The sequence below is a fragment of the Spirosoma rhododendri genome, assembly GCF_012849055.1.
Classification (GTDB): Bacteria; Bacteroidota; Bacteroidia; order Cytophagales; family Spirosomataceae; genus Spirosoma; species Spirosoma rhododendri.
Map to the genome: position 1 here is coordinate 353,073 of NZ_CP051677.1, position 22,860 is coordinate 375,932.

Below are 22,860 nucleotides of genomic sequence, written 5' to 3' on the forward strand. Positions count from 1 at the left end.
CAACAATAAGCCGCGCATCGCACTGCACCGATGTAGTGCTTTTGTTTTCATAAAATCTCTTATCGAAAACAATGAATTTACACTTTTCCTAAAAACCGGTTTTTCCTACCGAAAAACCGGCGTTCCCCGTCGTTCATCGAATTAGCCCAATCCACCCCCCTCCGATGAGCCAACTTTGGTCAAGCAAACGCAGAAAAGACCAGAGTTATGCAACGCAATTCCATCATCGAAACCGTTCAAAACGCTACCTTCACCGCTGTAAAATCGGTTCGCGTAACGATCATGCTGGCTCTGATAACCTTGTTTGCCAACCTTAGCCTGACGAGCTGCTCGCAGTCGGATACGATCGCTCCGCAGAACGAAATAACCCAGTCGACCGCCCGCACCAACAGCCACCTCATCAACGCCGATGGTTTCGAGGGTAGCTGGTTCTCTAACTTCTGGATTCCTGAACTGCGCACCGCCACCGCCGGTACGATCAGCACCGATTTCGCCCGCTCGGGCAAGCAGTCGATGCGCTTTGGCTGGATGCCCAGCCAGTACGACGGCACCAACACGTCGATGCACTCTGAGCTGGGCACCGACGCGCTGAAGAATGGTGAAGTTGAGCGCTGGTACGGCTACAGTGTCTACATGCCGTCTGACAAGATGGCCAACGACAACGAAACCATCGTCTTCAGCCAGTGGCACGGTGTAGCCAACCCCGGCGAAGAAGATACCTACCCCCGCTGGCCTTCTACCTGGAGCCAAACAACCAGATCAAAGCCTACTACCGCTCGTCGGACGTGGCCATCACCAAAGCCCAGCAGCTGCCAACCGCCCAGAAGATCCTGCGCCTAGGCACGGCCACCTACGACAAATGGGTTGACTACGTAGTGCACATCAAGTGGGATCCAAGCGGCAATACGGGCATCCTAGAGATCTGGCAGGACGGAAAGAAGGTGGCCAACGAGCAAAACATTAACATCGGTTACCCCCAGAAATATAAGCCTTACTGGAAAGCCGGTATCTACGCCTGGACGGGCAAGTCGAAGTACGCTGAGCGGGTTCTGTACTACGACGACGTAACAATCGGCAACGCTTCAGCCACCTACGACACGGTAAAACCAGGTCAGGCTAACTAAGCCATTAAAAATCAGTACCCACCGTAACTACACTTATATAGTAAAGCGGCTGTGGCCAACTCTGAGACAGAGTTGGCCACAGCCGCTTTATGCATTTACCCACGTGTGACAGCCTGATTATTATCCGATTATATCACGGTTTGCAGGTACGACTTAGTCTACTGGCACAGTTTTTACTATTCAACATATTGAAAACTAATTTCATCTTTTAGTAAACACTTTTACAAAAAGGTAAATTAATAAGAATTAATAAAGACCGTATTTCCTCATACGGTTCTAACCCTATGAACGTATGCGTAACAGTCTGTACCTACCTAAAACAGTTGGCGGGATAACTCCGCTGCTAAGTCCTGGAGGCCCCGCCGTTACGGAATGGCACGCTTCGGCAGGCAGCCAGCCGGATCATTCACAAAGCCAGTATCGCAAGCAACCAGCTACTGCTCACCCCATAAACGATAGCCTGCTGATATGACTACGCTACGCTGGTTTTACAACCGTTTGCGCTCCATGTCACCCGCCGAGCTGGCATTTCGGGCGCAGCAGTCGATGCAGAAGCGACACGCGCGCAGACGTATGGGCTGGCTACCGTTTGTTCGGCTGGACGCGCTGCCGCCACCGCTGTTACCCTTCGATCCGGCGCAGACACCCCCGGTGCATTTTTCGCCAGACCAGCCCGTTTTTCGCCATACGCAATCAATAGACCAGCCCATCGACTGGCACCTCGATATCAGTACCGGTAAGCGGTTTCCGCTGCTCTACGCCCACGACGTCGACGTCAGAACGGGCAACAATGGTAGTGCCAAATACGCCTGGGAAATCAACCGATTGCTGTTCCTGCCACAACTGGCCGTACAGTACCGGCAGACCGGCGACCGGCGTTTTCTCGATCAGCTGGTAGCGACTACCATATCGTGGCAGGTCGAAAACCCGTACCTGACGGGGTTGAACTGGTACAGCAACATCGAAGTAAATATTCGGCTGCTGAACTGGTTTGTATGCTGGAATATCCTCGACGCGTCGGCGCTGGCAAAGACCGACCCGGCCTTCGGCACGTTTGTCGACAGTTGCTGGGTGCCGCTGATTTACCAGCACTGCACATACAGCCGGGCCAACCCGTCGTATTTCTCATCGGCCAATAACCATTTGATTGCTGAGTACGCGGGTCTGTTCGTTGCAGCTACGTTCTGGCAATTTCCGGAGTCGGCCGACTGGGAAGCTTACGCCCGCAAAGGGCTTGAAACAGAGATTGTCCGGCAGCACAGCGCGCAGGGTATTAACCGCGAAGAAGCGGCCGAATACATCCAGTTTATCACCGATTTTTTTCTGCTGGCGCAGGTCACGGCCGACCGGGCGGGCAAACCGCTCTCCGCAACATATCAGTCTACGCTGCACAAAGTCCTGACGTACATCGCGCAGTTTCTGGACGTGAACGGTACGTTTCCGCGCTACGGCGACGAAGACGACGGCCGGGTGCTAATGCTCGATGAGTATCGTCCGTTCAACAATTTCCGATCGCTGCTGGCGTCGGGTGTCGTCCTGTTCGGCGACCCGTTTTTAAAACAGCGGGCCGAGGAAAGCGCCAAGCCCGGTTTCGATCTGAAAAACTACGTTCTATTCGGTAAAGCGGGGCGCGACCGGTACGACGCTGTACTCCCGACGACGGCGCTGCTGGGCAGCGTGCTGTACCCTGGCGAAGGCCATTTTATTTTTCGGAAACAGACGCACAACCCCGCCCGGCCACTCCCCGACGAGATTTACATCCATGCTGACGCAGCCCCGCTGGGCTACCTGTCGATCGCAGCCCACGGCCACGCCGATGCGCTGTCGTTTCTGCTACACATCGACGGCTGTGTCTTTCTGGCCGACCCCGGCACCTACAGCTACCAGACCGATCCACTCTGGCGCAATTACTTTATCAGCACCCGCGCCCACAACACGGTTTGCTTCGACGGGCAGAATCAGGCGCGGCAGGCGGGGGCTATGCTCTGGCTCGACCAATACAAGCCGCTCGTACTCAACAGCCAGTCGGACGAGCAGGCCGACGAGCTGACGGCCACCCACAACGGCTACCGGGCCATGCGCTGCCAGCATACGCGGTCGCTGCGCTTCGAGAAAGATACCGACACGCTGCTCATCATCGACTACGTCTCGAATCTGGGCAAGCAGGCCCGGCAGGTCGAGATTGTGTTTCACTTTGGCCCCGCCATCCGGATCGGGCAGGCCGGGCAAACGTTCAATCTGATTCATCCCGATACACCGCGTCGGCTAACGCTTACGGTTGCTTCCGCCCTAAACACTGAATGTGTAGCTGGGCAGATCGATCCCGTACCGCTGGGCTGGTATTCGGACGGGTTCTACCATCGCGAACCCAGCCCGACGCTACGTACCTGGCTGACACTGCTGCCCGGCCAGTCGATTACGCTGCGGCATCGCCTTACGGTTGGCCTGCCGACGGCGGCCCCGGCACTTCAGGCTACCGACTCCGTTGAGTTACGCCACTGACAGTCAACTACTTTATCCAACTTTTTATAACCACTACAACCGGTTTCGGTATGAACATCAGCATTTTTGGTTTGGGCTACGTGGGTTGCGTCAGCCTGGGTTGTCTGGCGCAGAACGGACATCAGGTCGTGGGGGTTGATGTCAATCAGACGAAAGTCGACCAGATCAACACGGGTCGCCCGACGATTATTGAAAAGGATATCGACGCGATCATCGCGACGCAACATTTGCTGGGACGTATTCGGGCCACAACCGATTTTCGAGAAGCTATTTTCAATACCGACCTGTCGATTATCGCCGTCGGAACACCGACAACGGCGCAGGGGCATCTGAACCTGAGTTATATCATGGGGGTAGCCACCCATTTTGGCGACGTACTGCGCGAAAAGAGCGAACAGCAACCCGGCGCGTTTCACGTCGTGGCACTCCGCTCGACGGTCATGCCCGGTACCTGCGCCAAGATCGCGGCTATGATCGAAAGCCGGTCGGGCCTGATCCGTGACGTTCATTTTGCGGTGGTGAGCAACCCCGAATTTCTGCGCGAAGGCACCGCTGTTCACGACTATTACCACCCGCCACTTACCCTGATCGGCACGGAGTCGGAGCGGGCGGGTAAGCTGTTACGTCGGCTATACGACGAGCTGCCTGCCGAGGTCGTTGTGGCCGAAACCAAGACGGCCGAGATCATGAAGTACGTCAACAATACGTACCACGCGCTGAAGATTTCGTTTGCCAACGAGGTCGGCAATATCTGCTCGTCGCTGGGTATCGATTCGCACGAGGTGATGGATATTTTCTGCAAAGACAAGCAGCTCAACATCTCGAACTACTACTTCAAACCGGGTTTTGCCTACGGCGGATCGTGCCTGCCAAAGGATCTGAAAGGACTTCAAACGCTGGCCCACGACCTGTATTTGCAGGTGCCGGTCATCAGCAGCATTCACCGGACCAACGAGATTCAGATGCAGCGGGCCATTGCACTCCTGATGCGCTACAGTCATCGCAACATCGGTTTTCTGGGCATTGGCTTCAAGGCGGGCACCGACGACCTGCGCAATAGCCCCGCCGTCGAACTGGCCGAAACGCTATTGGGCAAAGGCTTCACGCTGAAAATCTACGACCGTAACGTACACACGTCCAAGCTGACGGGTACCAACAAAGAGTACATCGATCAGCACATTCCGCACCTGTCGCGGCTGATGGTGCAGGATGCCCGCGACCTGATGAACTGGGCCGACGTACTGGTGATCTGCACGAAAGAAACCGAGTTCATCACCCTCGCCGAAGAAGCCGTTGGCAAAGTCGTGCTCGACCTCGTCCGGCTCCCCATCGACATCGACGCCAGCAGTCAGTACATCGGCATCAACTGGTCGCAGGACGCGGCTGAAGTACCCACGATGGGTTTGTACCGGTAGGGGTTTAAGCGGCCGACCTCATGATAGCGGCTGACCTCACCCCCGGCCCCTCTCCTAAAACAGGAGAGGGGTGCATCCAATCGCTGTTTGAGCGGATACCGGTTTAACCCGCTGATAAATTTATAAGCTTGATGCAACAAAACGTTGCTTGTCGTTAACGTCACCCCTCTCCTGTTTTAGGAGAGGGGCCGGGGGTGAGGGCAACCGCAACCGTGAGGTCAACAGCCCCCCAATCCATAATCTCCCTCCCTATGCATACAACTCCCTACTCAAACATTATCGGAAAACACGTGCTGATTATCGTGGAAAACCTGCCGGTGCCGTTCGACCGGCGGGTCTGGCAGGAAGCCACCACCCTGCGCGAAGCTGGTGCCGAGGTCAGCATCATCTGCCCCCGGATGAAAGGCTTTACAACGCCCCGCGAAACACTCGATGGCATCGAGATCTATCGCCATCCGCTGCCCGTAGAAGCATCGGGGCCGCTAGGGTATCTGATCGAATACGGCACGTCGATTTTCTGGTGGTACTGGTACGCCATCAAGATTTTTGCAAAAAAGCGGTTTCAAGTCATCCACGGCTGCAACCCGCCCGACCTGATTTTCACCGTCGCACTACCGTTCAAGCTACTGGGCGTCAAATACCTGTTCGATCACCACGACATCAACCCCGAGTTTTACATCGCCAAGTTCGAGCGGAAAGACTTTTTCTACCGGCTCATGCTGCTCTTCGAGCGGATCACCTACCGCATCGCCGATGTTAGTATTGCCACCAACGAGTCGTACCGGCAGATCGCCATTCAGCGGGGTAAGATGCACCCCGACGATGTGACCATCGTGCGCAGCGGCCCCAAACTCGACCGGCTGCGGATTATGCCCGGCGACGAAGCCTGTAAAAAGGGCCGTCGGTACCTGGTCGGCTATCTGGGGGTAATCTGCGAAAGTGAAGGCATCGACCTCCTGCTGGAAGCGGTGCAGCAGATCGTGGCGAAGCGGCAGGACGTGCAGTTCGCCATCGTAGGGGGTGGCACCAGTCTGGACGACATGAAAAAGCTGTCGGCCGACATGAACCTGACCGAGTACGTCGATTTCTACGGCCGCGTACCCGACGAATTACTGCTGAAGGTGCTCAACACAGCCGACGTCTGCGTGAACCCCGACCGGCCCACCGAGATGAACAACCTTTCGACCATGAACAAGATCATGGAGTACATGGCCCTGAAAAAGCCGGTTGTTCAGTTCGATCTGAAGGAAGGGCGGTTCTCGGCGCAGCAGGCATCGCTCTACGCCGAGCCCCACAACATCACCGACTTCGCCGACAAGATCACGTACCTGCTTGACAACGAAGCGGTACGGCAGCAGATGGGCGAATTCGGCTACAACCGCGTCCTGAATGAACTGTCGTGGTCACACGAGCGGGGTAAACTGCTGGGCGTGTATGATAAACTGCTCAGCACATTCCGGCAACGGCAATCGGTTCCGCAACCGGTACTATCGACAGGATTGCAGGAGTAGCCAGCACGCTGACTTTTTGGGCAGGATTACAGCCGGGCCGCCGTCGCGGATTGACAGGATTTAGAAAAATGGTTAAATCCTGTCAATCCGCGACGGCGGCCCGGCTGTAATCCTGCCCAACATTTTTAAAATAGTACTACTATTTTTAAATTTGTCTTATAAAATAGTAGTACTACTTTATCGCCATCCCCTACGCACGTTTGACGGCTACATCTGGGGAGGTTCTATTTGGTGGTTTTTTTTGGGCAGGATTACAGCCTGTTAAAGCATCTTAAAAGGCGACTGCTATTCGGCAGATAGACAGGCGGGTGTGCGTTGTCTTCGCATGAAGCACTATTTCCTGTTTGTCCTGTTTGGCGCGCTTGCCAGTCCCATCGGCGTACTGGGAGCGCGCCCGGTGACTATGTCCGCGTCAGCTTATCACTGCCTGATTGGGGATAGTTTAAAGCAACCGAATACCACCACGAAGCGTGATCCTCGTAGCGCAACAGTGCGTTCGCTGTTACTTCCCGGATTAGGGCAGCTTTACAATCGTCAGCCCTGGAAGCTGGGGCTGATTTATGGCGGGGCTGGTGCGGCCTTTTACTTTTTTCAAACCAATCAGCACTTGTACGACAAGTACCTGGCTGGTTACCGGGCGGCTTATTTGTCTACCACCACTGGTACGAAGACTGCCGTCGTAGACGGGTATGTGCTGAGTGTACAGCAATTGAAACGCGCCAGCGACCAGTACCGGCAACAACGCGATCTGACGCTTATTCTTACCGTTGTCGGGTGGGCGCTAAATGCGGTCGAAGCCAACGTTGCGGCCCACCTGATGAGTTTCGATCTGTCGGATGATTTGTCGTTGCGCGTTGCCCCGTCGCTACTACCAACCGGCGTCACTGGCTTTGCGCCGGGCATCCGCCTGACAATGAACACCCGCCGATGAAGCCCACTTTACGCACCCGTAGGGTACTGGCTTCATCGGCGGGTGTTTATCTTACCGGCACCTTTACACGTTCAGCTTGCCGAGGTTTTTGTAGCTCGTGGCGATCGCTTCGAGCGCGGGGCCTTTAGTCTGATCCTGCTCGACGAAGTAGTGGGTCATACCCGCAATTTTCTTGGCGTCGAAGATGCGCTGGAAGTTGATCGAGCCGGTGCCGACGGGCGCAAACGTATGATCGCCCTCTTTCTCCATGTCTTTTACGTGCCAGAGCGGGTAGCGGCCGGGGCTTTTCTTGAACAGCGCGACGGGGTCCTGTCCGGCAAAGGTCGCCCAGTACAGATCGAGTTCGAGCTTAACCAGTTTCGGGTCGGTGTTCTTCAGCAACAGGTCGTACGGCAGCTGACCGTCCATTTCCTTGAATTCAAAGTCGTGGTTATGGTAGCAGAACTGAATACCGGCCGACTTACACACTTCCGCTGACTTATTGAACAGGTCGGCGTACTCTTTGTAATCGTCGAGTTTGGTGCGCTCATCGGGAAACAGGTACGCACAGACCATGTATTTCTGACCCAGCGTTGCCGCATCGTCGACGGCCTCCTTCCAGCCATCCAGCAGCGTACCCTTGCCTTTCATGGCTTTCCCAACCGTGTAGTGACCACTCGGCACCGACAGGTTCAGGCTTTTCAGCAACGCTTTCATTTCAGCCGCTGATTTGCCGAAGAATTTGCCGTTGTAAGCAAACATCTCGACTTCTTTGTAGCCAATCTTTGCTACCTGACGCAGCGTTCCTTCAAGATCTTTCGTCAGTTCGTTGCGGAGCGTATAGAGTTGCAGGCCAGCGTGTTGCGTAGCGGGTGCCGCCAGCAGGTTCGTCCGGGGCAGCAGCGCAGCCGCCGTAGCCAGCGCACCAACTTTCAGAAAGTCGCGCCGGGAGTTTTGGTTGATAAGGGTCATTGGAATCAATCAATTAAAATAGTGAGTAACGCCTGCCCGTGCCTTGCGACAAGTACTCAACGCGTTTCGGGCTGTAAATTAGGTGATATAGACAGACATTGGTTTAACAGCTTATTTAAATCCATTCTGTATTAATTAGGTCGATAGCTGATAATCAGGCACAAAGGGGATTATTTATACCCATTTACTAGACAAAAATGGGTTTGGTCAGACAAAGCAAAATTCCAGTAGTTTACTAGAGTAGCTAGTATGTTTTGTGAGCAAGCAGTGGTTCACGCCATACTGCCTCAACCGGCATGGTGCCGCTTCGGTGGTCCGATGGTTGAGTCAACTCTATAACTCCTGCCCTATGGAAACACTGGCCCCTATCAGCATCGACCGGGCCCCGTCGGTGCCAACGCCCCAGCCGGTTCGGCTGACAATCAACGGCACCGAACACACACTAATGCTGGCTCCCTGGACCAGCCTGCTCGACGCCCTGCGCGAACACCTGCACCTGACCGGCACCAAAAAAGGCTGCGACCACGGCCAATGCGGGGCCTGCACGGTACTGGTCGACGGTGTACGAATCAACTCGTGCCTGACGCTGGCCGTCATGAAAGAAGGCGCGTCGATCACAACCATCGAGGGGCTGGCTGAAAACGGCGAACTGCACCCTGTTCAGCAGGCATTCATCGACCACGACGCCTACCAGTGCGGCTACTGCACGCCCGGACAAATCTGCTCAGCGGTGGGTATGATCAGCGAAGGCAAGGTCAGAACGACCGCTGACATCCGCGAACTGATGAGCGGTAATATCTGCCGTTGCGGTGCGTATACCAACATCGTGGATGCCATTCAGGAAGTTATGCACGTGACCGAAAAACCTTGACCTATGAACAGCTTCACTTACGCCCGGCCCACTGACGTTGCCGAGGCCATCGACGATCAGCAACAGTCAACAGCGGCCAAATTCATCGCGGGGGGCACGAATATTCTCGATTTGATGAAAGAAAACGTTGAGCGTCCCGAACGGCTCATCGACATCAATCACCTGCCGCTGGCCGAAATCACCGACACCGAAGACGGTGGGTTGCGGCTGGGCGCATTGGTAACAAACGCCAGCACCGCCTACGACGAACGGGTCATTGCTCGTTATCCGCTGCTATCGCAAACCATTCTGGCCGGTGCATCGCCCCAGTTGCGGAACATGGCCACTAATGGCGGCAACCTCTTTCAGCGAACCCGCTGCTACTATTTCTACGATCTGGCTACGGCCTGCAACAAGCGCGAACCGGGGTCGGGTTGTGGGGCCCTCAACGGCTACAACCGCATCCACGCGATTCTGGGCACGAGCCATTCCTGCATTGCGACTAACCCCTCGGATATGTGTGTCGCGCTGGCGGCTCTTGACGCTACCATTCGCGTGAAAGGGCCCAACGGCGAGCGCACCGTACCCATTGCGGATTTTCACCGGCTCCCCGGCGAAGACCCACAGTACGACAACACGCTCGGTCCCGACGAGCTGGTGACGGCTATTGATCTGCCAGCCAAAGGCTTTTCGGAGAACCACACCTACCTGAAACTGCGCGACCGTGCGTCCTATGCCTTTGCGCTGGTGTCGGTTGCCGTAGCCCTCGAACTCGACGGCGACACCGTGACCGACGTCCGCGTGGCGCTGGGTGGCGTGGCCCACAAGCCCTGGCGCAAGCCCGACGCCGAAGCCCTGCTGATTGGGCAAAAAGCGACGAAAGAAAACTACACAAAGCTGGCTGACGCGCTGCTCGAAGGAGCACGCGGTTTCGAACACAATAGCTTTAAAATCAAGCTGGCCCACCGCGCCATCGTGCGGGCACTGGGCATAGCCGCCAAACAGGAGCCAACCGAATAAACCCGACCCATGAGCAATGCAATCGGAAAACCCCTGAGCCGCGTCGACGGCCGGGCCAAAGTAACCGGGGAAGCTAAGTACGCAGCCGAATTCAACACCCCCGGCCTGACTTACGGCTACGTCGTATCAGGCACTATAGCGAAAGGAAAAATCAACCACATCGACACCCGCGCGGCCAAAAGTCTCGACGGTGTACTGGAGGTATTCACCTATGAAAACCGGCCCAAAGTAGCCTGGTTCGATATTTCGTACAACGATCAGGACGCCCCGCCGGGCTCGCCTTTTCGGCCCCTCTACGATAACAAAATCAAGTACAGCGGTCAGCCGATTGCGCTGGTCGTCGCCGAAACGTTTGAACTGGCCCGCTACGCTGCATCGCTGGTCGAAGTAACGTACGACGTTGAACCGCACGAAACCGGGCTGGAAAAACACATTGACCGGGGCCACAAGCCATCGACGGGTATTGCGTCGCTACTGAAGCCACCACCGCCGAAGCCGCAGGGCGATTTCGACAAGGTGTACCACGAGTCGCCGGTGAAGATGCGCGGCACGTACGTTCATGCCGTGGAGCACCACAACCCGATGGAGATGTTTGCGTCGACGGTGGTGTACGAGAAAAACGGTAAGCTGACGATCTACGACAAAACGCAGGGCGTCACGAACAGCAAAATGTACGTGACGCAGGTGTTCGGCATGTCGAACGACGATGTACGGGTCATTTCGCCGTACATGGGCGGGGGCTTCGGATCGGGGTTGCGGCCCCAATATCAGCTGTTTCTGGCGGTGATGGCGGCCCGTGAACTGAAGCGTTCGGTCCGACTCGTGCTGACCCGGCAGCAGATGTTTACGTTTGGGCACCGCCCGGCTACCGTTCAAAACATTGCGCTTAGCGGCACGACGGATGGCACGATGAACGCGCTCTACCACGACGCGCACGCCGAAACGTCGCGCTTTGAAGACTACACTGAGGTGGTTGTGAACTGGGGTGCCATGCTTTACCCGGTCACCAACACGAAGTACGATTACAAACTGGTCGACCTCGACACGTACACCCCGCTCGACATGCGGGCACCGGGTGGCGTTACGGGTTTTGCCGCGCTGGAAATCGCCGTCGATGAACTGGCCTACAACATGAAGGTCGACCCGCTCGACTTCCGGCTGAAAAACTACTCCGACCGCAACACCGCTGAAGACCTGCCGTATTCGAGCAAGGAACTGAAAGCCTGTTTCAAGCAGGGGGCGGAGCGGTTTGGCTGGTCGAATCGTCCGCTCGAACCCCGGTCGATGAAGAAAGATCATAACCTGATTGGCTGGGGTATGGCAACGGGGATGTGGGACGCCAACCAGATGTTTGCCTCGGCCGAAGCGGTGCTGACCGTCAACGGGAAGCTGCGCGTCAGCAGTGCCACCGCCGACATCGGTACCGGCACCTACACGATCATGACACAGATCGCGGCCGAAACACTGGGTATGCCCACGGAAGACGTTATTTTCCGCCTGGGTGACACCGAGATGCCATTCTCGCTGATCTCCGGTGGCTCATGGACGGCCGCGTCGGTGGGGTCCGCCGTGAAACTGGTTTGTCAGGATCTGGGCAAGAAGCTGTTCAAGATGGCGCAGCAGATGCCTGAGTCACCGCTGAAAAAAGCGAAGCTGGAAGATATTGAATTTGCCGATTCGCGCATTCGCCTGAAAAGCAATCCGGGTGCCGGGGTGCGGTACGTCGACATCGTAGCGGCCAACGGTGGTAAGGCCGTCACCGAAAGCGCAACGGCCCTGCCCGATTTGCTCGAACAGCGCAAATACGCCCGCAACACGCACTCTGCGGTGTTTGTCGAGGTGATGGTTGACGAAGAGCTGGGCAGCGTAAAAGTAGCGCGCATGGTGTCGGCTATCGCGGGTGGTCGTGTGCTGAACCCCAAAACGGCCCGCAACCAGATTCTGGGCGGTATGGTCTGGGGACTTAGCAAGGCCCTGGAAGAGGAAACGGCAATGGACAATGTCTACGGCCGGTTTATGAATCACAACCTGGCCGAGTACCACGTCGCCGTCAACGCCGACATCCACGAGTTCGACGTTATTTTCGTCGATGAAGTCGATCACATCGTCAACCCGCTGGGCGCAAAAGGATTGGGCGAAATTGGTATCGTCGGTGTACCGGCCGCTATTGCTAACGCCATTTTCCACGCCACCGGCAAACGCGTCCGCGACCTGCCCATCACGCTGGACAAGTTGTTGTAAGATTCGGTATACGGTTTTCAGTTTACGGTATACGGTAGTCCCCCGGTTGCTCGGTCGAGTGGCCGGGGGATTTTGTTTTTGAGTTAACGCGGACCGTTAGGCGGTTTTGTAGTTGCGTTTTTACCCCCCGTCCCCCTGAAGGGGGTGAGGATCCTAATGAAACGGCTTGTGCCGAGTCCTCACCCCCTTCAGGGGGACGGGGGGTAAATCCACGCTGGTAGGTTTTGCCCAAATCGCCCTTTCTTTGGCGAATTGATACAACCGCCATGACCCGTTGTTTTCTACCGTTCTACTTAACCGCGCTGCTTCTCTCTCACCTCACCACCCTTGCCCAGCCGCGTACACCCGTCTCCTACGTCAACCCGCTGATTGGGTCGGCACCCAGCCGGACGCCTACGGCCCTGCGCCACAGTGAAGCGGGCAGCGAACTCAAAGGGCAGACGATTCCGATGGTCGGGCGGCCGCACGCGATGACCAACTGGACCCCGCAGACGCAGGCTACCGAAGTAAAATGCATCCCGCCCTACTATTACAACGACACGCGCATCAGCGGCTTTCGCGGCTCGCACTGGATGAACGGCAGCTGCGTACAGGACTACGGCAGCGTGACGATCATGCCCCTGTCGGGACCACTAAAAACCCGCCCCGCCGACCGTGCCTCGACCTATTCGCATACCGACGAGCAGGCAACCCCCGCCTACTACCGCACCCGACTGGCCGACTACGCCATCCGGGCCGAACTGTCGGGCCACACGCGGGCTGGTCTGATGCAGTTCACGTTTGAACGGGGTGGCGACAACTACGTACTGGTCGAGCCGAACAGCGACGAAGGGCAGGGTTTCGTGTCCATCGACCCGGCCCGGCGCGAGATCGTGGGCTATAACCCGGTGTATCGCATCTATCAGGGCGCGGGCCAATCGGCCGGGTTCAGCGGCTACTTCGTCGTGCAGTTCGACACGCCCTTTACAACGTTCGGCACCTGGCAGCAGAATACTCCGACACCCAATCAGCGATCAGCGCAGGGAAAAGCCCGCAACGAATCGATGGGCGGCTACGTGGGCTGGACGGGGAAGCCGGGGCAGGTTGTGCGGGTGCGCGTGGGTACGTCGTTCGTCAGTCTCGACGGTGCCCGGCAGAATCTCCGCGCCGAAATCCCGGACTGGAATCTGGCCAACCTCTGTCAGCAAACCGAAGCCGCCTGGAACCACGAACTCAGCAAGATGACCGTCGAGGGGCGCGACACCGACAAAGCCCTGTTTTATTCGGCCCTCTACCGTACCCGCCTGACACCCCGCATTTTCTCGGACGTCGACGGTCGTTACCCCGGTTTTGCCGACGACAGCACCATCCACAAGGCCGACGGTTTCGCCTATTACTGCGATTTCAACCTGTGGGACACCTTCCGGGCCGTTCACCCGCTGCTGAATCTGATGGACCCGACACGCAACGGGGAGATGATGCAGTCGCTGGTAAAAAAAGCGGAGCAGGGCGGCTGGATGCCCATTTTTCCCTGCTGGAACTCGTATACGGCGGCTATGGTCGGCGACCATGCGCTATCGGCCGTTGCGGATGCGTACGTGAAAGGCGTCCGCAATTTCGACGTGCCCACGGCTTACGAATACCTCCGCAAGAACGCATTCGACGTCAATACCGATCCGCAGAGTTACGCCAACGGGCAGGGTCGGCGGGCGCTGGCGTCGTACGAGAAGTACCACTACATACCGCTTGAAGACTCGGTCTGGCAGGCGTTTCACAAGCGGGAGCAGGTGTCGCGCACGCTCGAATACGCCTATGACGACTTCTGTCTCGGCCAACTGGCAATCGCACTGGGCCATGCCACCGACGCGCAGCAGCTTCAGCAACGCAGCCAATACTACCGCAACGTGTTCGACCCGGCCGTGACTTATGTGCGGGGCCGCTACGCCGACGGCCGCTGGATTGCCGATTTCAAGCCGTTCGCGCAGCGGTCGTCGTTCATTACGGAAGGCTCACCGGCGCAGTACACTTTTTTCGTTCCGCAGGACGTGCCGGGCCTGATCGGGCTGATGGGCGGTAAATCCCAGTTCGTCGCCAAACTCGACACGCTCTTCGACGGGGGGCACTACTGGCACGGCAACGAACCCAATAATCAGATCGCCTACCTCTACGCGCTGGCGGGTGCGGCCCCGAAAACGCAGGCCCGCGTGCGGCAGCTTATCACCGACGAATACGATACCAGCCCCGGCGGGTTGAGCGGCAACGAAGACGGCGGGCAGATGTCGGCCTGGCTGGTGTTCAGCATGGCGGGGCTGTACCCCGTCTGCCCCGGCACCACCGACTACGTGCTGGGCAGCCCCGCCCTCGACCGCGTCACGATCCGGGCGGGGGCGAAGCCGTTCGTGGTCGAAGCGCGGAACAACAGCCCGCAGAACGTATACATTCAGTCGGCCACGCTCAACGGCAAACCGTTTACGCAGCCCACCCTCGACCACGCGACGATTCAGCGGGGTGGCACCCTCACGCTGACGATGGGATCATCGCCGAATTTCGGGTGGGGAAGCGGTAAATAATGGGTAAATTTGGGTTTTGTACTTGTGCGTAGTTCTGACATCTGTCTCCCGGCAGTGGGACATATACCGGCGACGAAACAGCACGTTAAGTAGTAAACCGTAAACCCTCAATGCGCCTACAATCGAATGTAGTCAGTCGGCTGTTGCTTGCCGGTCTGATCGCTACCGGAACGCTGGCCCGCAGCCAGTCGACCGACGAATCAATTACCCGCATTACGCCCGACAAGCTGACCGGCACACCGGCCAACTGGAAAACCGCTGGCAACGTCCGTATTGGGCTGGAATCGGGTGTCAAAAGCGAATCGGGTACTACCGTACTGGTCGGGACGCCCGGTCAGCCCATCACGCTATTGACAGGCAGCAAAGACATTCACCTGCTGATGGACGTGATGTTGGCCCCCGGCACCGATGCCAGCCTGAACGTCAGCGGAGCCACAATCCGGCTGGCCGACAACTGGGGCAGTAGCGCCATCAACGACCATACAACCGGGGCCGTACTGACGCCCCGCGCCGAACTACCCAGCCGTAGCGTCGGCAAAGCACCGGGCCTGTGGCAGCGCATCGACCTGTCGATGGAAGCCGGAAAAAGCCCGGCCGTACTGGCGCAACTGAAAATCAACGGGGTACTCGTGCAGGAAAATCTGGTGCTGCCCAGCCTACCTGCGTCGGCAGTTGGTTCGGTGGTGCTAAACGTCAACGCGGGTACGGTGGCCGTGCGTAACGTCGGCTACCAGCTTATTTCTGAACGTCAGGTCGCGCGGCTGGCGAACCTGCGGTATCAGTTTTACGAAGCCAAAACCGAAACGACCGAACCCGCAGCGATCAAGAATCTGAAGCTATTCAAGGAAGATACGCTGAACGCGCTGACATACGAAGTGTCGTACGGGCAACCCCGCTGGCACGCGATTCTGTATACCGGTAACCTGATCGTCGACAAAACCGGCATATATACGCTCACGATGCAGCACGGTGGCTTCGGCTCGCTGGAGGTCGACCAGAAACCCGTACTGGCCAATAGCCGCATGGATCTGGGCGAACTTAAAAGCGCACGGATCAACCTGACGGCGGGTTCGCATCCGTTCACGCTGTTTTTCGGTCGGTCGTGGCCCCGGCCCGGCTTTGGCTTGTTCATTGCCGCCCCCGACACCAAGCCGCAGGCGCTGCACACACCCACGTCACTGCCCGAACCCGACCCGGTGGGAGCCATCGACGTGGCCGTGCAAAACGAGCCGGTGATAATCCGTTCGTTCATCCAACTACCCGACGAAGCCCGCAAGCGCACCCACTGTCTGTCGGTCGGTACGCCATCGGGCCTGAACTATACCGTCGACCTGAATCAGGACGCGCTGGTGCAGGTGTGGAAAGGCAGCTTCGCCGACGCCACGCAGATGTGGTACGAGCGGGGTGAACCGCAACTACTCGAACCGCTGGGTGCGCCCGTCCGCACAGCTCCGACGCCCGTTGTCGCGCAACTCGCCAACGCGCAGCAGGCATGGCCCGACAGTGTGTCGGATGCTGACCTGCGTTATGGCGGCTACAAACTCGATAAGCAGGGTAACCCGACGATGCGCTACACTTACCGGGGCACAGCCGTCACCGACGCGCTCCTACCCGACGCTGACGGTAAGTCGCTGACCCGCACCGTAACCGTCAACGGCAGCAGCAACGACCCGCTCTACTGCCGACTGGCGGCTGGCAAAGCCATCGACGATCTCGGCAAAGGGCTGTACGCCATCGACGACCACAGCTACTACGTCCGGCTCGATCCGAAGCAGAAAGTGAGCATCCGTACCGTTAACGGCAAGCAGGAACTCGTCATGCCCATGAAAGGCAACACCACACTCAACTACGCACTAATCTGGTAGGGGCGGGCTTAACGTTTAGCGTCCAAAGTTTAAGGCTATAACCCTGATTCACAGCGGCTACTTCCATCCGAAGGAACATTAAACGTTAAACCACAAACCTTAAACCCATTGTAAAATGTCCCGACTTAGCTTACTTGGTTTGTTGCTGCTTGGCGGCAGCAGCCTGCTGGCCCAGCCCAAAGGCAGCCGGCCGATGACCGAAGACGATTACTACCACATGGTCACCCTACCCATTCCCGAAGGCGTTTTGCTGGAAGTGGGCGGCATGGCTGTATTGCCCGACGGACGCCTGGGGGTTTCGACCCGCCGGGGCGATGTCTGGATGATTAGCAACCCGTACATGCAGGGGTCGCGGCAGCCGCAGTATAAGCGCTACGCTACTGGCCTGCACGAACCGCTGGGCCTGGCATACCGCCGGGGCGAAATACTGGCGACGCAGCGCGGTGAAGTGACCAAGCTGATCGATACCGACGGCGACGGTGTGGCCGACGATTACCAGTCGCTGGTGAAGTGGCCGCTGGCGGGTAACTACCACGAATACAGCTACGGCCCGGTTCCCCTGCCCGACGGCGATATGCTCGTGACGCTCAACCTCGGCTGGATTGGCTACGGCGCCAGTCTATCGAAGTGGCGCGGCTGGATGCTGAAGCTCAACGACAAGGGCGAACTGACTCCCTGGGCAACGGGCCTGCGGTCGCCGTCGGGCTTTACGCAGCTTCGCAACGGCGCAATTCTTTACTCCGAAAACCAGGGCGACTGGGTTGGTTCGGGCCGGATCACCCAGCTCGACAAGGGCACGTTCGCCGGGAACCCCGCCGGTCTGAAATGGACAAGCGAGCCGGGTTCGCCCCTTACGCTTAAGCCGGAAGACGTTCCCAGCACGGATAAGCCATTGTACGAAGTCGCCAAAACGATTCCCGCGTTGAAAAACCCGGTCGTCTGGTTTCCGCACACGATCATGGGCATCTCGACGGCCGACATCGTGGAAGACACCACCGCCAACCGCTTCGGCCCGTTTGATGGGCAGTTGTTCGTCGGCGATCAGGGTCACAGCAAGGTCATGCGCGTGTTCACCGAAACGGTTGGCGGCAAATTGCAGGGCGTGTGTTTCCCGTTCCGCGAAGGCTTCCAGTCGGGTATCCTGCGCATGGCGTGGGGTGTCGACGGATCGATGTTCGTAGGCATGACGAGCCGGGGCTGGTCGGCAACGGGTAAATCGCCCTACGGTGTGCAACGCCTAGTCTGGACGGGAAAAACGCCCTTCGAGATGAAAGCCATCCGGTCGATGCCCGACGGCTTTGAAGTCGAATTTACGATGCCCGTCGACAAGAAAACGGCAGCTGATCCGGCGTCTTACGCGATGAATAGCTTCACCTACCAGTATCACCGCGCCTATGGCAGTCCCATCGAAGACGCGAAGCCCGTCCCTATCCGGGGTGTGGTTGTGTCGGACGACGGCCTGAAAGCCCGCATCGTGGCCGATACGACGCTGCGGTTGGGGTATATCCACGAACTGAAAGCTGAAGGCGTCAAGTCGGCGTCGGGGTTACCGCTGCTGCACACGGTCGGCTATTACACACTGAACAACATTGCAACCGGTGAGAAACTGGCGATTGCCGCACCGGTTAAACACCAGCACGACATGAGCGCGATGGCGTCGACCAAAGCGGGGCCGGGCAGCATGGCGGGGAAAGGTGGTAAAGGCATCATTTCCACGAAAACCGCCCGTGCCGCTGCCAGCGCAAAACGTATCACCGAGCAACCCGCCGACTGGACTAACGGCCCCGATCAGACCGTGACCATCGGCACCAAGCCGGGCCTGAAATTCGACATCGAGAGCGTCGAGGTGAAAGCCGGTAGCCGTGTAAAGTGGGTGTTCAACAACAACGACGACATGCTGCACAACTGCGTCATCACCAAACCCGGCATGGCCGACGCGGTGGGCGACGCAGCTCTCAAGCTGAACCTGAACGGCCCCAAGCTCAACTACGTACCGATGACGGGCAACGTGGTTTATCACACCAACATCCTGCAACCCGAATCATCGGAAGCGATCTACTTCGTTGCCCCGTCGGAACCCGGCGACTACCAGTACATCTGTAGCTTCCCCGGCCACGCATCGCTCATGCGCGGCACGATCAAGGTAGTGAAGTAGGGGTTTTACCTCACCCCCGGCCCCTCTCCTAAAACAGGAGAGGGGTGTCGTTAACGACAGGCACCGTTTCGTTGCTTCGAGTCTATGGTACAGATTTATCTGCGGACTAAAATAGCATCCACTCGAATAGCGATTGGATGCACCCCTCTCCTGTTTTAGGAGAGGGGCTGGGGGTGAGGTAAACCCCTCAACACAATTTTTCTCCACGTCCGGCATTATCTACTTAGCTAATGCCGGACGTTTCCATTTCCTCTTTTATGACCCGATACCTGCTCCTCTCTATTTCCCTACTCACCACACACATCATTTACGGCCAGTCCGACAGCATCCGATTAAATCAGCTTGGCTATTACCCCAATGCCACTAAACAAATCGCTGTCCTGAGCGACTCGGCCAAGACATTCAAAATCATGACGGCCGACCGTAAGCAGGTCGTTTTCTCCGGTAAATTCAAGGACGGCCGAAAAGACTCGTTGTCGGGGAAGTCAGTGCAGATCGCGGATTTCTCGGCTTTTACCCGCCCCGGTAAGTACGTGTTCGCGCTGAGCAAACAAACGCAGTCGGAGCCGTTCGCAATCAAAGCCAATGTGTACCGCCCGCTGGCGATTGGCAGTTTGAAAGGCTTCTACTACCAGCGTGTTTCAACGCCCCTGCCTGCTGAGTTTGCGGGCGAATGGGCGCGGCCCGCCGGTCACCCCGACACGCAGGTGCAGATTCACCCCTCGGCCGCGTCCGACAAGCGACCCAAAGGAACCATCATTTCGTCGCCGGGCGGCTGGTACGACGCGGGCGACTACAACAAATACATCGTCAATTCGGGCATTACCGTCGGGACGCTGCTGTCGGTGCTGGAAGATTTCCCGACGACCGCCAAAGCGCTGAAAACCGCCATTCCCGAAACCGACAACGCCCTGCCCGACCTGCTCGACGAAACGCTCTGGAACCTGCGCTGGATGCTGACCATGCAGGACCCCAACGACGGGGGCGTCTACCACAAGCTGACCAACGCCAAATTCGACGGGATGATTATGCCCGACAAAGCCACCTCGACGCGCTACGTGGTGCAGAAAAGCGTGACGGCCGCACTTGATTTTACGGCCGTTATGGCGCAGGCCAGCCGGGTGCTGAAACCGTACGAAAAGCAACTGCCCGGCCTGGCTGATTCATGCTTGCAGGCGGCTAAGCTGGCCTGGCAGTGGGCTGAAGCCAATCCCAACACGCTCTACGATCAGGATGCCATGAACAAGCGGTTCAAACCCGACGTCGTGACCGGTGCCTACGGCGATAAAGATGCCAGCGACGAACGCATGTGGGCGGCTACCGAACTGTACGTGACGACCAAAGACGATGCCTATTACAAAGCCGTCAAACTGTTTCCCGACGATAAAACCCCGCTGCCATCGTGGGCGCAGGTTCGCACGCTGGCCTATTACGCGCTGGTGCGGAATGCGGCTTCGCTGACGCAACTGGGCAAGCGCGATCTGCCGATGGTGAAACGGCACCTGATGGAACTCGCCGACCGGATCAGCAACGGTACCGAGCGGCAACCGTACGGCACGGCAATGGGGCAGTCGGCCAGTGACTTCATCTGGGGTAGCAGCGCCGAAGCGGCCAATCAGGGCATTGCGCTGCTGGTTGCCTACAAATACACCAGCGGCCCCAACAAAAAGCAGTACCTGCGCTCGGCCCTGAGCAACCTCGACTACCTGCTGGGTCGCAACGCCATTGGCTATTCGTTCGTAACGGGCTTCGGCACCAAAACACCGCTTCACCCCCACCACCGCCCATCCATCGCCGACGGTATCGACGCGCCCGTGCCGGGGCTGCTGTCGGGTGGTACCAACGCCAAAGCCGCGCAGCAGGACAAGTGCGCGGGCTACACCAGCACCGCCCCCGACGAAGTCTACCTCGACGCCGACTGTTCCTACGCGTCCAACGAAATCGCCATTAACTGGAACGCCCCACTCGTCTACCTGACGACGGCCCTCGAAGCCCTTCAGGAGGAACAAACGACAAGTAGTCGGAAGAAGTAATTTGTCTCAAACAGCATCCTGCTGTTTGCTGTCACTAGCAATTGGCAAACAGCAGGATGCTGTTTGAGACAAGACAAATCAGCCGGGCGCATGGAACCAATACGCGTGATTGGCTTTTTACCGTATCATGCGTATTAAATCCCTGGACTTGCTTCGGCAGGAAGCCGCGCAGAGTGGCGAGAACTCATTGAAACGGTCGTTAGGCGCGTTTAACCTTGTCGCCATCGGCATTGGCGTTATCATCGGCGCGGGCTTGTTTTCACTCACCGGCATCGCAGCCGCTAACCACGCCGGTCCTGCCGTTACGCTGTCGTTTGTCATAGCCGCTATCGGCTGCGCGTTCAGTGCCCTTTGCTACGCCGAATTTGCGGCAATGGTCCCCGTGTCGGGCAGCGCGTACACGTATGCGTATGCCACGCTGGGCGAACTGTTTGCCTGGATCATCGGCTGGGACCTCGTGCTCGAATACTCCGTTGGGGCGGCAACGGTGGCCATTAGCTGGTCGCAGTACCTCAACCGGTTTCTGAGCAATTACGGCCTGCACCTGCCACCTCAACTGATGCTGTCGCCCTTCGAGACGGCAACGGCGGCTAATGGCGACGTAGTATCGGGTTTCGTCAACCTGCCCGCCGTGCTGATCGTTGTAGCCATTACGGCCATTATCATCCGGGGTACGTCGGGCTCGGCCCTGTTCAACGCCATCGTGGTGGCCCTGAAAGTGCTGGTCGTGCTTGTATTCATTGCGTTGGGCTGGCAATACATTGATCCAGCGAATTACCAACCCTACATTCCCGCCAACACCGGCACGTTTGGCGAATTCGGCTGGAGCGGGGTACTGCGTGGGGCGGGCGTCGTCTTTTTCGTCTTTATCGGCTTCGACATTGTGGCGACAATGGCGCAGGAAGCCAAAAAGCCCCAACGCGATATGCCCATCGGTATTCTGGGGTCGCTGATCGTTTGTACAATCCTGTTCGTGCTGTTCGGCTACGTCATGACGGGCATGGCCAATTACACCGAGTTTAAAAACAGCGCGGCCCCGGTCGCCATCGCCATCGAGAAAACGCCCTACCGCTGGCTGGGGCAACTCATTATCGGCGCTATCCTGATCGGCTACACGTCGGTAATTCTGGTCGATTTGCTGGGGCAGTCACGCGTATTTTTCTCAATGAGCCGCGACGGTCTGCTGCCCGCTGCCTTCTCCGAGGTTCACCCGCGCTTCCGCACGCCCTGGAAGTCGAACCTGTTGCTGTGCGCGTTTATCGGCCTGTTTGCGGGCTTCGTCCCGATTAACGTCGTTGGGGAAATGACCAGTATCGGTACGCTGCTTGCCTTCGTGATGGTTTGTCTCGGCGTACTGATTCTGCGCCGAAAGCAGCCCGACGCCCCCCGCTCGTTTCGCACACCCTGGGTGCCTGTCGTGCCAATCCTAGGCATTCTAACTTGCTTGGTGATGATGGTGTCGCTGCCCGGCGAAACCTGGCTGCGGCTTATCATCTGGCTGGCAATCGGTCTGGCTATTTACTACACCTACGGCCGGAAGAAAAGCAAGCTGGGTAACGTGTAGCTGTCTTGAGTGGTTACATTGTCCCCGGCAGCTTCCAGCTGTGTAGCCTGGACCTCCAGGTCCGGGTGGGCGCGATAGCGACCAAGAAGCTGCCGCCTTACATTGTTGGCCTGACGGCCACCCGGACCTAGAGGTCCAGGCTACACTTC

At 57.6% G+C, this 22,860-nt stretch carries 13 protein-coding genes and 1 pseudogene; 13 read left to right on the plus strand and 1 reads right to left on the minus strand.

Annotated elements, in window-relative coordinates:
- Window positions 1-513: 513 nt before the first annotated feature.
- From HH216_RS25675 to HH216_RS01480, 5 genes and pseudogenes are all read left to right on the plus strand, one after another.
- Window positions 514-1,124: pseudogene (locus HH216_RS25675) on the plus strand (polysaccharide lyase).
- Between the two features lie 468 nt (window positions 1,125-1,592).
- A complete protein-coding gene (locus HH216_RS01465) occupies window positions 1,593-3,626 on the plus strand; it encodes a heparinase II/III family protein (protein ID WP_169549177.1) in 2,034 nt (677 codons plus the stop codon).
- Window positions 3,627-3,676: 50 nt separating this feature from the next.
- On the plus strand, window positions 3,677-5,041 hold the full coding sequence (locus HH216_RS01470) for a nucleotide sugar dehydrogenase (RefSeq protein ID WP_169549178.1): 1,365 nt from the start codon (window positions 3,677-3,679) through the stop codon (window positions 5,039-5,041).
- A 251-nt stretch (window positions 5,042-5,292) separates the two neighbouring features.
- Window positions 5,293-6,552, plus strand: coding sequence for a glycosyltransferase family 4 protein (locus HH216_RS01475; RefSeq protein WP_169549179.1), 1,260 nt, complete (start codon window positions 5,293-5,295; stop codon window positions 6,550-6,552).
- 325 nt (window positions 6,553-6,877) lie between these two features.
- Window positions 6,878-7,483 (plus strand): DUF5683 domain-containing protein, encoded by a 606-nt coding sequence (locus tag HH216_RS01480; protein WP_169549180.1) that lies wholly within the window; start codon window positions 6,878-6,880, stop codon window positions 7,481-7,483.
- Window positions 7,484-7,546: 63 nt separating this feature from the next.
- Here HH216_RS01480 and HH216_RS01485 read toward each other — a convergent pair whose 3' ends face one another.
- Window positions 7,547-8,434 carry a sugar phosphate isomerase/epimerase family protein gene (locus tag HH216_RS01485; RefSeq protein ID WP_169549181.1) on the minus strand — a complete coding sequence of 296 codons (888 nt, stop codon included), beginning with the start codon at window positions 8,432-8,434 and terminating at the stop codon, window positions 7,547-7,549.
- A gap of 349 nt (window positions 8,435-8,783) precedes the next feature.
- Between HH216_RS01485 and HH216_RS01490 the strand changes: the two genes are divergently transcribed.
- The 8 genes from HH216_RS01490 to HH216_RS01525 all read left to right on the plus strand — a co-directional run bounded on the left by HH216_RS01490 (window position 8,784) and on the right by HH216_RS01525 (window position 22,711).
- Window positions 8,784-9,305 carry a (2Fe-2S)-binding protein gene (locus HH216_RS01490; protein ID WP_169549182.1) on the plus strand — a complete coding sequence of 174 codons (522 nt, stop codon included), beginning with the start codon at window positions 8,784-8,786 and terminating at the stop codon, window positions 9,303-9,305.
- A gap of 3 nt (window positions 9,306-9,308) precedes the next feature.
- Window positions 9,309-10,304, plus strand: coding sequence for an FAD binding domain-containing protein (locus HH216_RS01495; RefSeq protein WP_169549183.1), 996 nt, complete (start codon window positions 9,309-9,311; stop codon window positions 10,302-10,304).
- Between the two features lie 9 nt (window positions 10,305-10,313).
- Window positions 10,314-12,545 (plus strand): xanthine dehydrogenase family protein molybdopterin-binding subunit, encoded by a 2,232-nt coding sequence (locus HH216_RS01500; RefSeq protein ID WP_169549184.1) that lies wholly within the window; start codon window positions 10,314-10,316, stop codon window positions 12,543-12,545.
- Window positions 12,546-12,811: 266 nt separating this feature from the next.
- Window positions 12,812-15,094, plus strand: coding sequence for a GH92 family glycosyl hydrolase (locus HH216_RS01505; protein WP_169549185.1), 2,283 nt, complete (start codon window positions 12,812-12,814; stop codon window positions 15,092-15,094).
- Window positions 15,095-15,204: 110 nt separating this feature from the next.
- A complete protein-coding gene (locus HH216_RS01510; protein WP_169549186.1) occupies window positions 15,205-16,959 on the plus strand; it encodes a hypothetical protein in 1,755 nt (584 codons plus the stop codon).
- A 115-nt stretch (window positions 16,960-17,074) separates the two neighbouring features.
- Complete coding sequence (locus HH216_RS01515; protein WP_169549187.1) at window positions 17,075-19,114, plus strand: plastocyanin/azurin family copper-binding protein; 2,040 nt, start codon at window positions 17,075-17,077, stop codon at window positions 19,112-19,114.
- Window positions 19,115-19,371: 257 nt separating this feature from the next.
- The gene (locus tag HH216_RS01520; RefSeq protein WP_169549188.1) at window positions 19,372-21,147 is read left to right on the plus strand and encodes a glycoside hydrolase family 9 protein; all 1,776 of its coding nucleotides are present in this window, start codon (window positions 19,372-19,374) and stop codon (window positions 21,145-21,147) included.
- A 127-nt stretch (window positions 21,148-21,274) separates the two neighbouring features.
- The gene (locus HH216_RS01525) at window positions 21,275-22,711 is read left to right on the plus strand and encodes an amino acid permease (protein WP_169549189.1); all 1,437 of its coding nucleotides are present in this window, start codon (window positions 21,275-21,277) and stop codon (window positions 22,709-22,711) included.
- Window positions 22,712-22,860 lie beyond the last annotated feature (149 nt).

Bases quoted from the DNA above. Each gene is read 5' to 3' on its own strand.
- HH216_RS01465 (WP_169549177.1), top strand. From the start codon at position 1,593: ATGACTACGCTACGCTGGTTTTACAACCGTTTGCGCTCCATGTCACCC.
- HH216_RS01470 (WP_169549178.1), top strand. From the start codon at position 3,677: ATGAACATCAGCATTTTTGGTTTGGGCTACGTGGGTTGCGTCAGCCTG.
- HH216_RS01475 (WP_169549179.1), top strand. From the start codon at position 5,293: ATGCATACAACTCCCTACTCAAACATTATCGGAAAACACGTGCTGATT.
- HH216_RS01480 (WP_169549180.1), top strand. From the start codon at position 6,878: ATGAAGCACTATTTCCTGTTTGTCCTGTTTGGCGCGCTTGCCAGTCCC.
- HH216_RS01485 (WP_169549181.1), bottom strand. From the start codon at position 8,434: ATGACCCTTATCAACCAAAACTCCCGGCGCGACTTTCTGAAAGTTGGT.
- HH216_RS01490 (WP_169549182.1), top strand. From the start codon at position 8,784: ATGGAAACACTGGCCCCTATCAGCATCGACCGGGCCCCGTCGGTGCCA.
- HH216_RS01495 (WP_169549183.1), top strand. From the start codon at position 9,309: ATGAACAGCTTCACTTACGCCCGGCCCACTGACGTTGCCGAGGCCATC.
- HH216_RS01500 (WP_169549184.1), top strand. From the start codon at position 10,314: ATGAGCAATGCAATCGGAAAACCCCTGAGCCGCGTCGACGGCCGGGCC.
- HH216_RS01505 (WP_169549185.1), top strand. From the start codon at position 12,812: ATGACCCGTTGTTTTCTACCGTTCTACTTAACCGCGCTGCTTCTCTCT.
- HH216_RS01510 (WP_169549186.1), top strand. From the start codon at position 15,205: ATGCGCCTACAATCGAATGTAGTCAGTCGGCTGTTGCTTGCCGGTCTG.
- HH216_RS01515 (WP_169549187.1), top strand. From the start codon at position 17,075: ATGTCCCGACTTAGCTTACTTGGTTTGTTGCTGCTTGGCGGCAGCAGC.
- HH216_RS01520 (WP_169549188.1), top strand. From the start codon at position 19,372: ATGACCCGATACCTGCTCCTCTCTATTTCCCTACTCACCACACACATC.
- HH216_RS01525 (WP_169549189.1), top strand. From the start codon at position 21,275: ATGCGTATTAAATCCCTGGACTTGCTTCGGCAGGAAGCCGCGCAGAGT.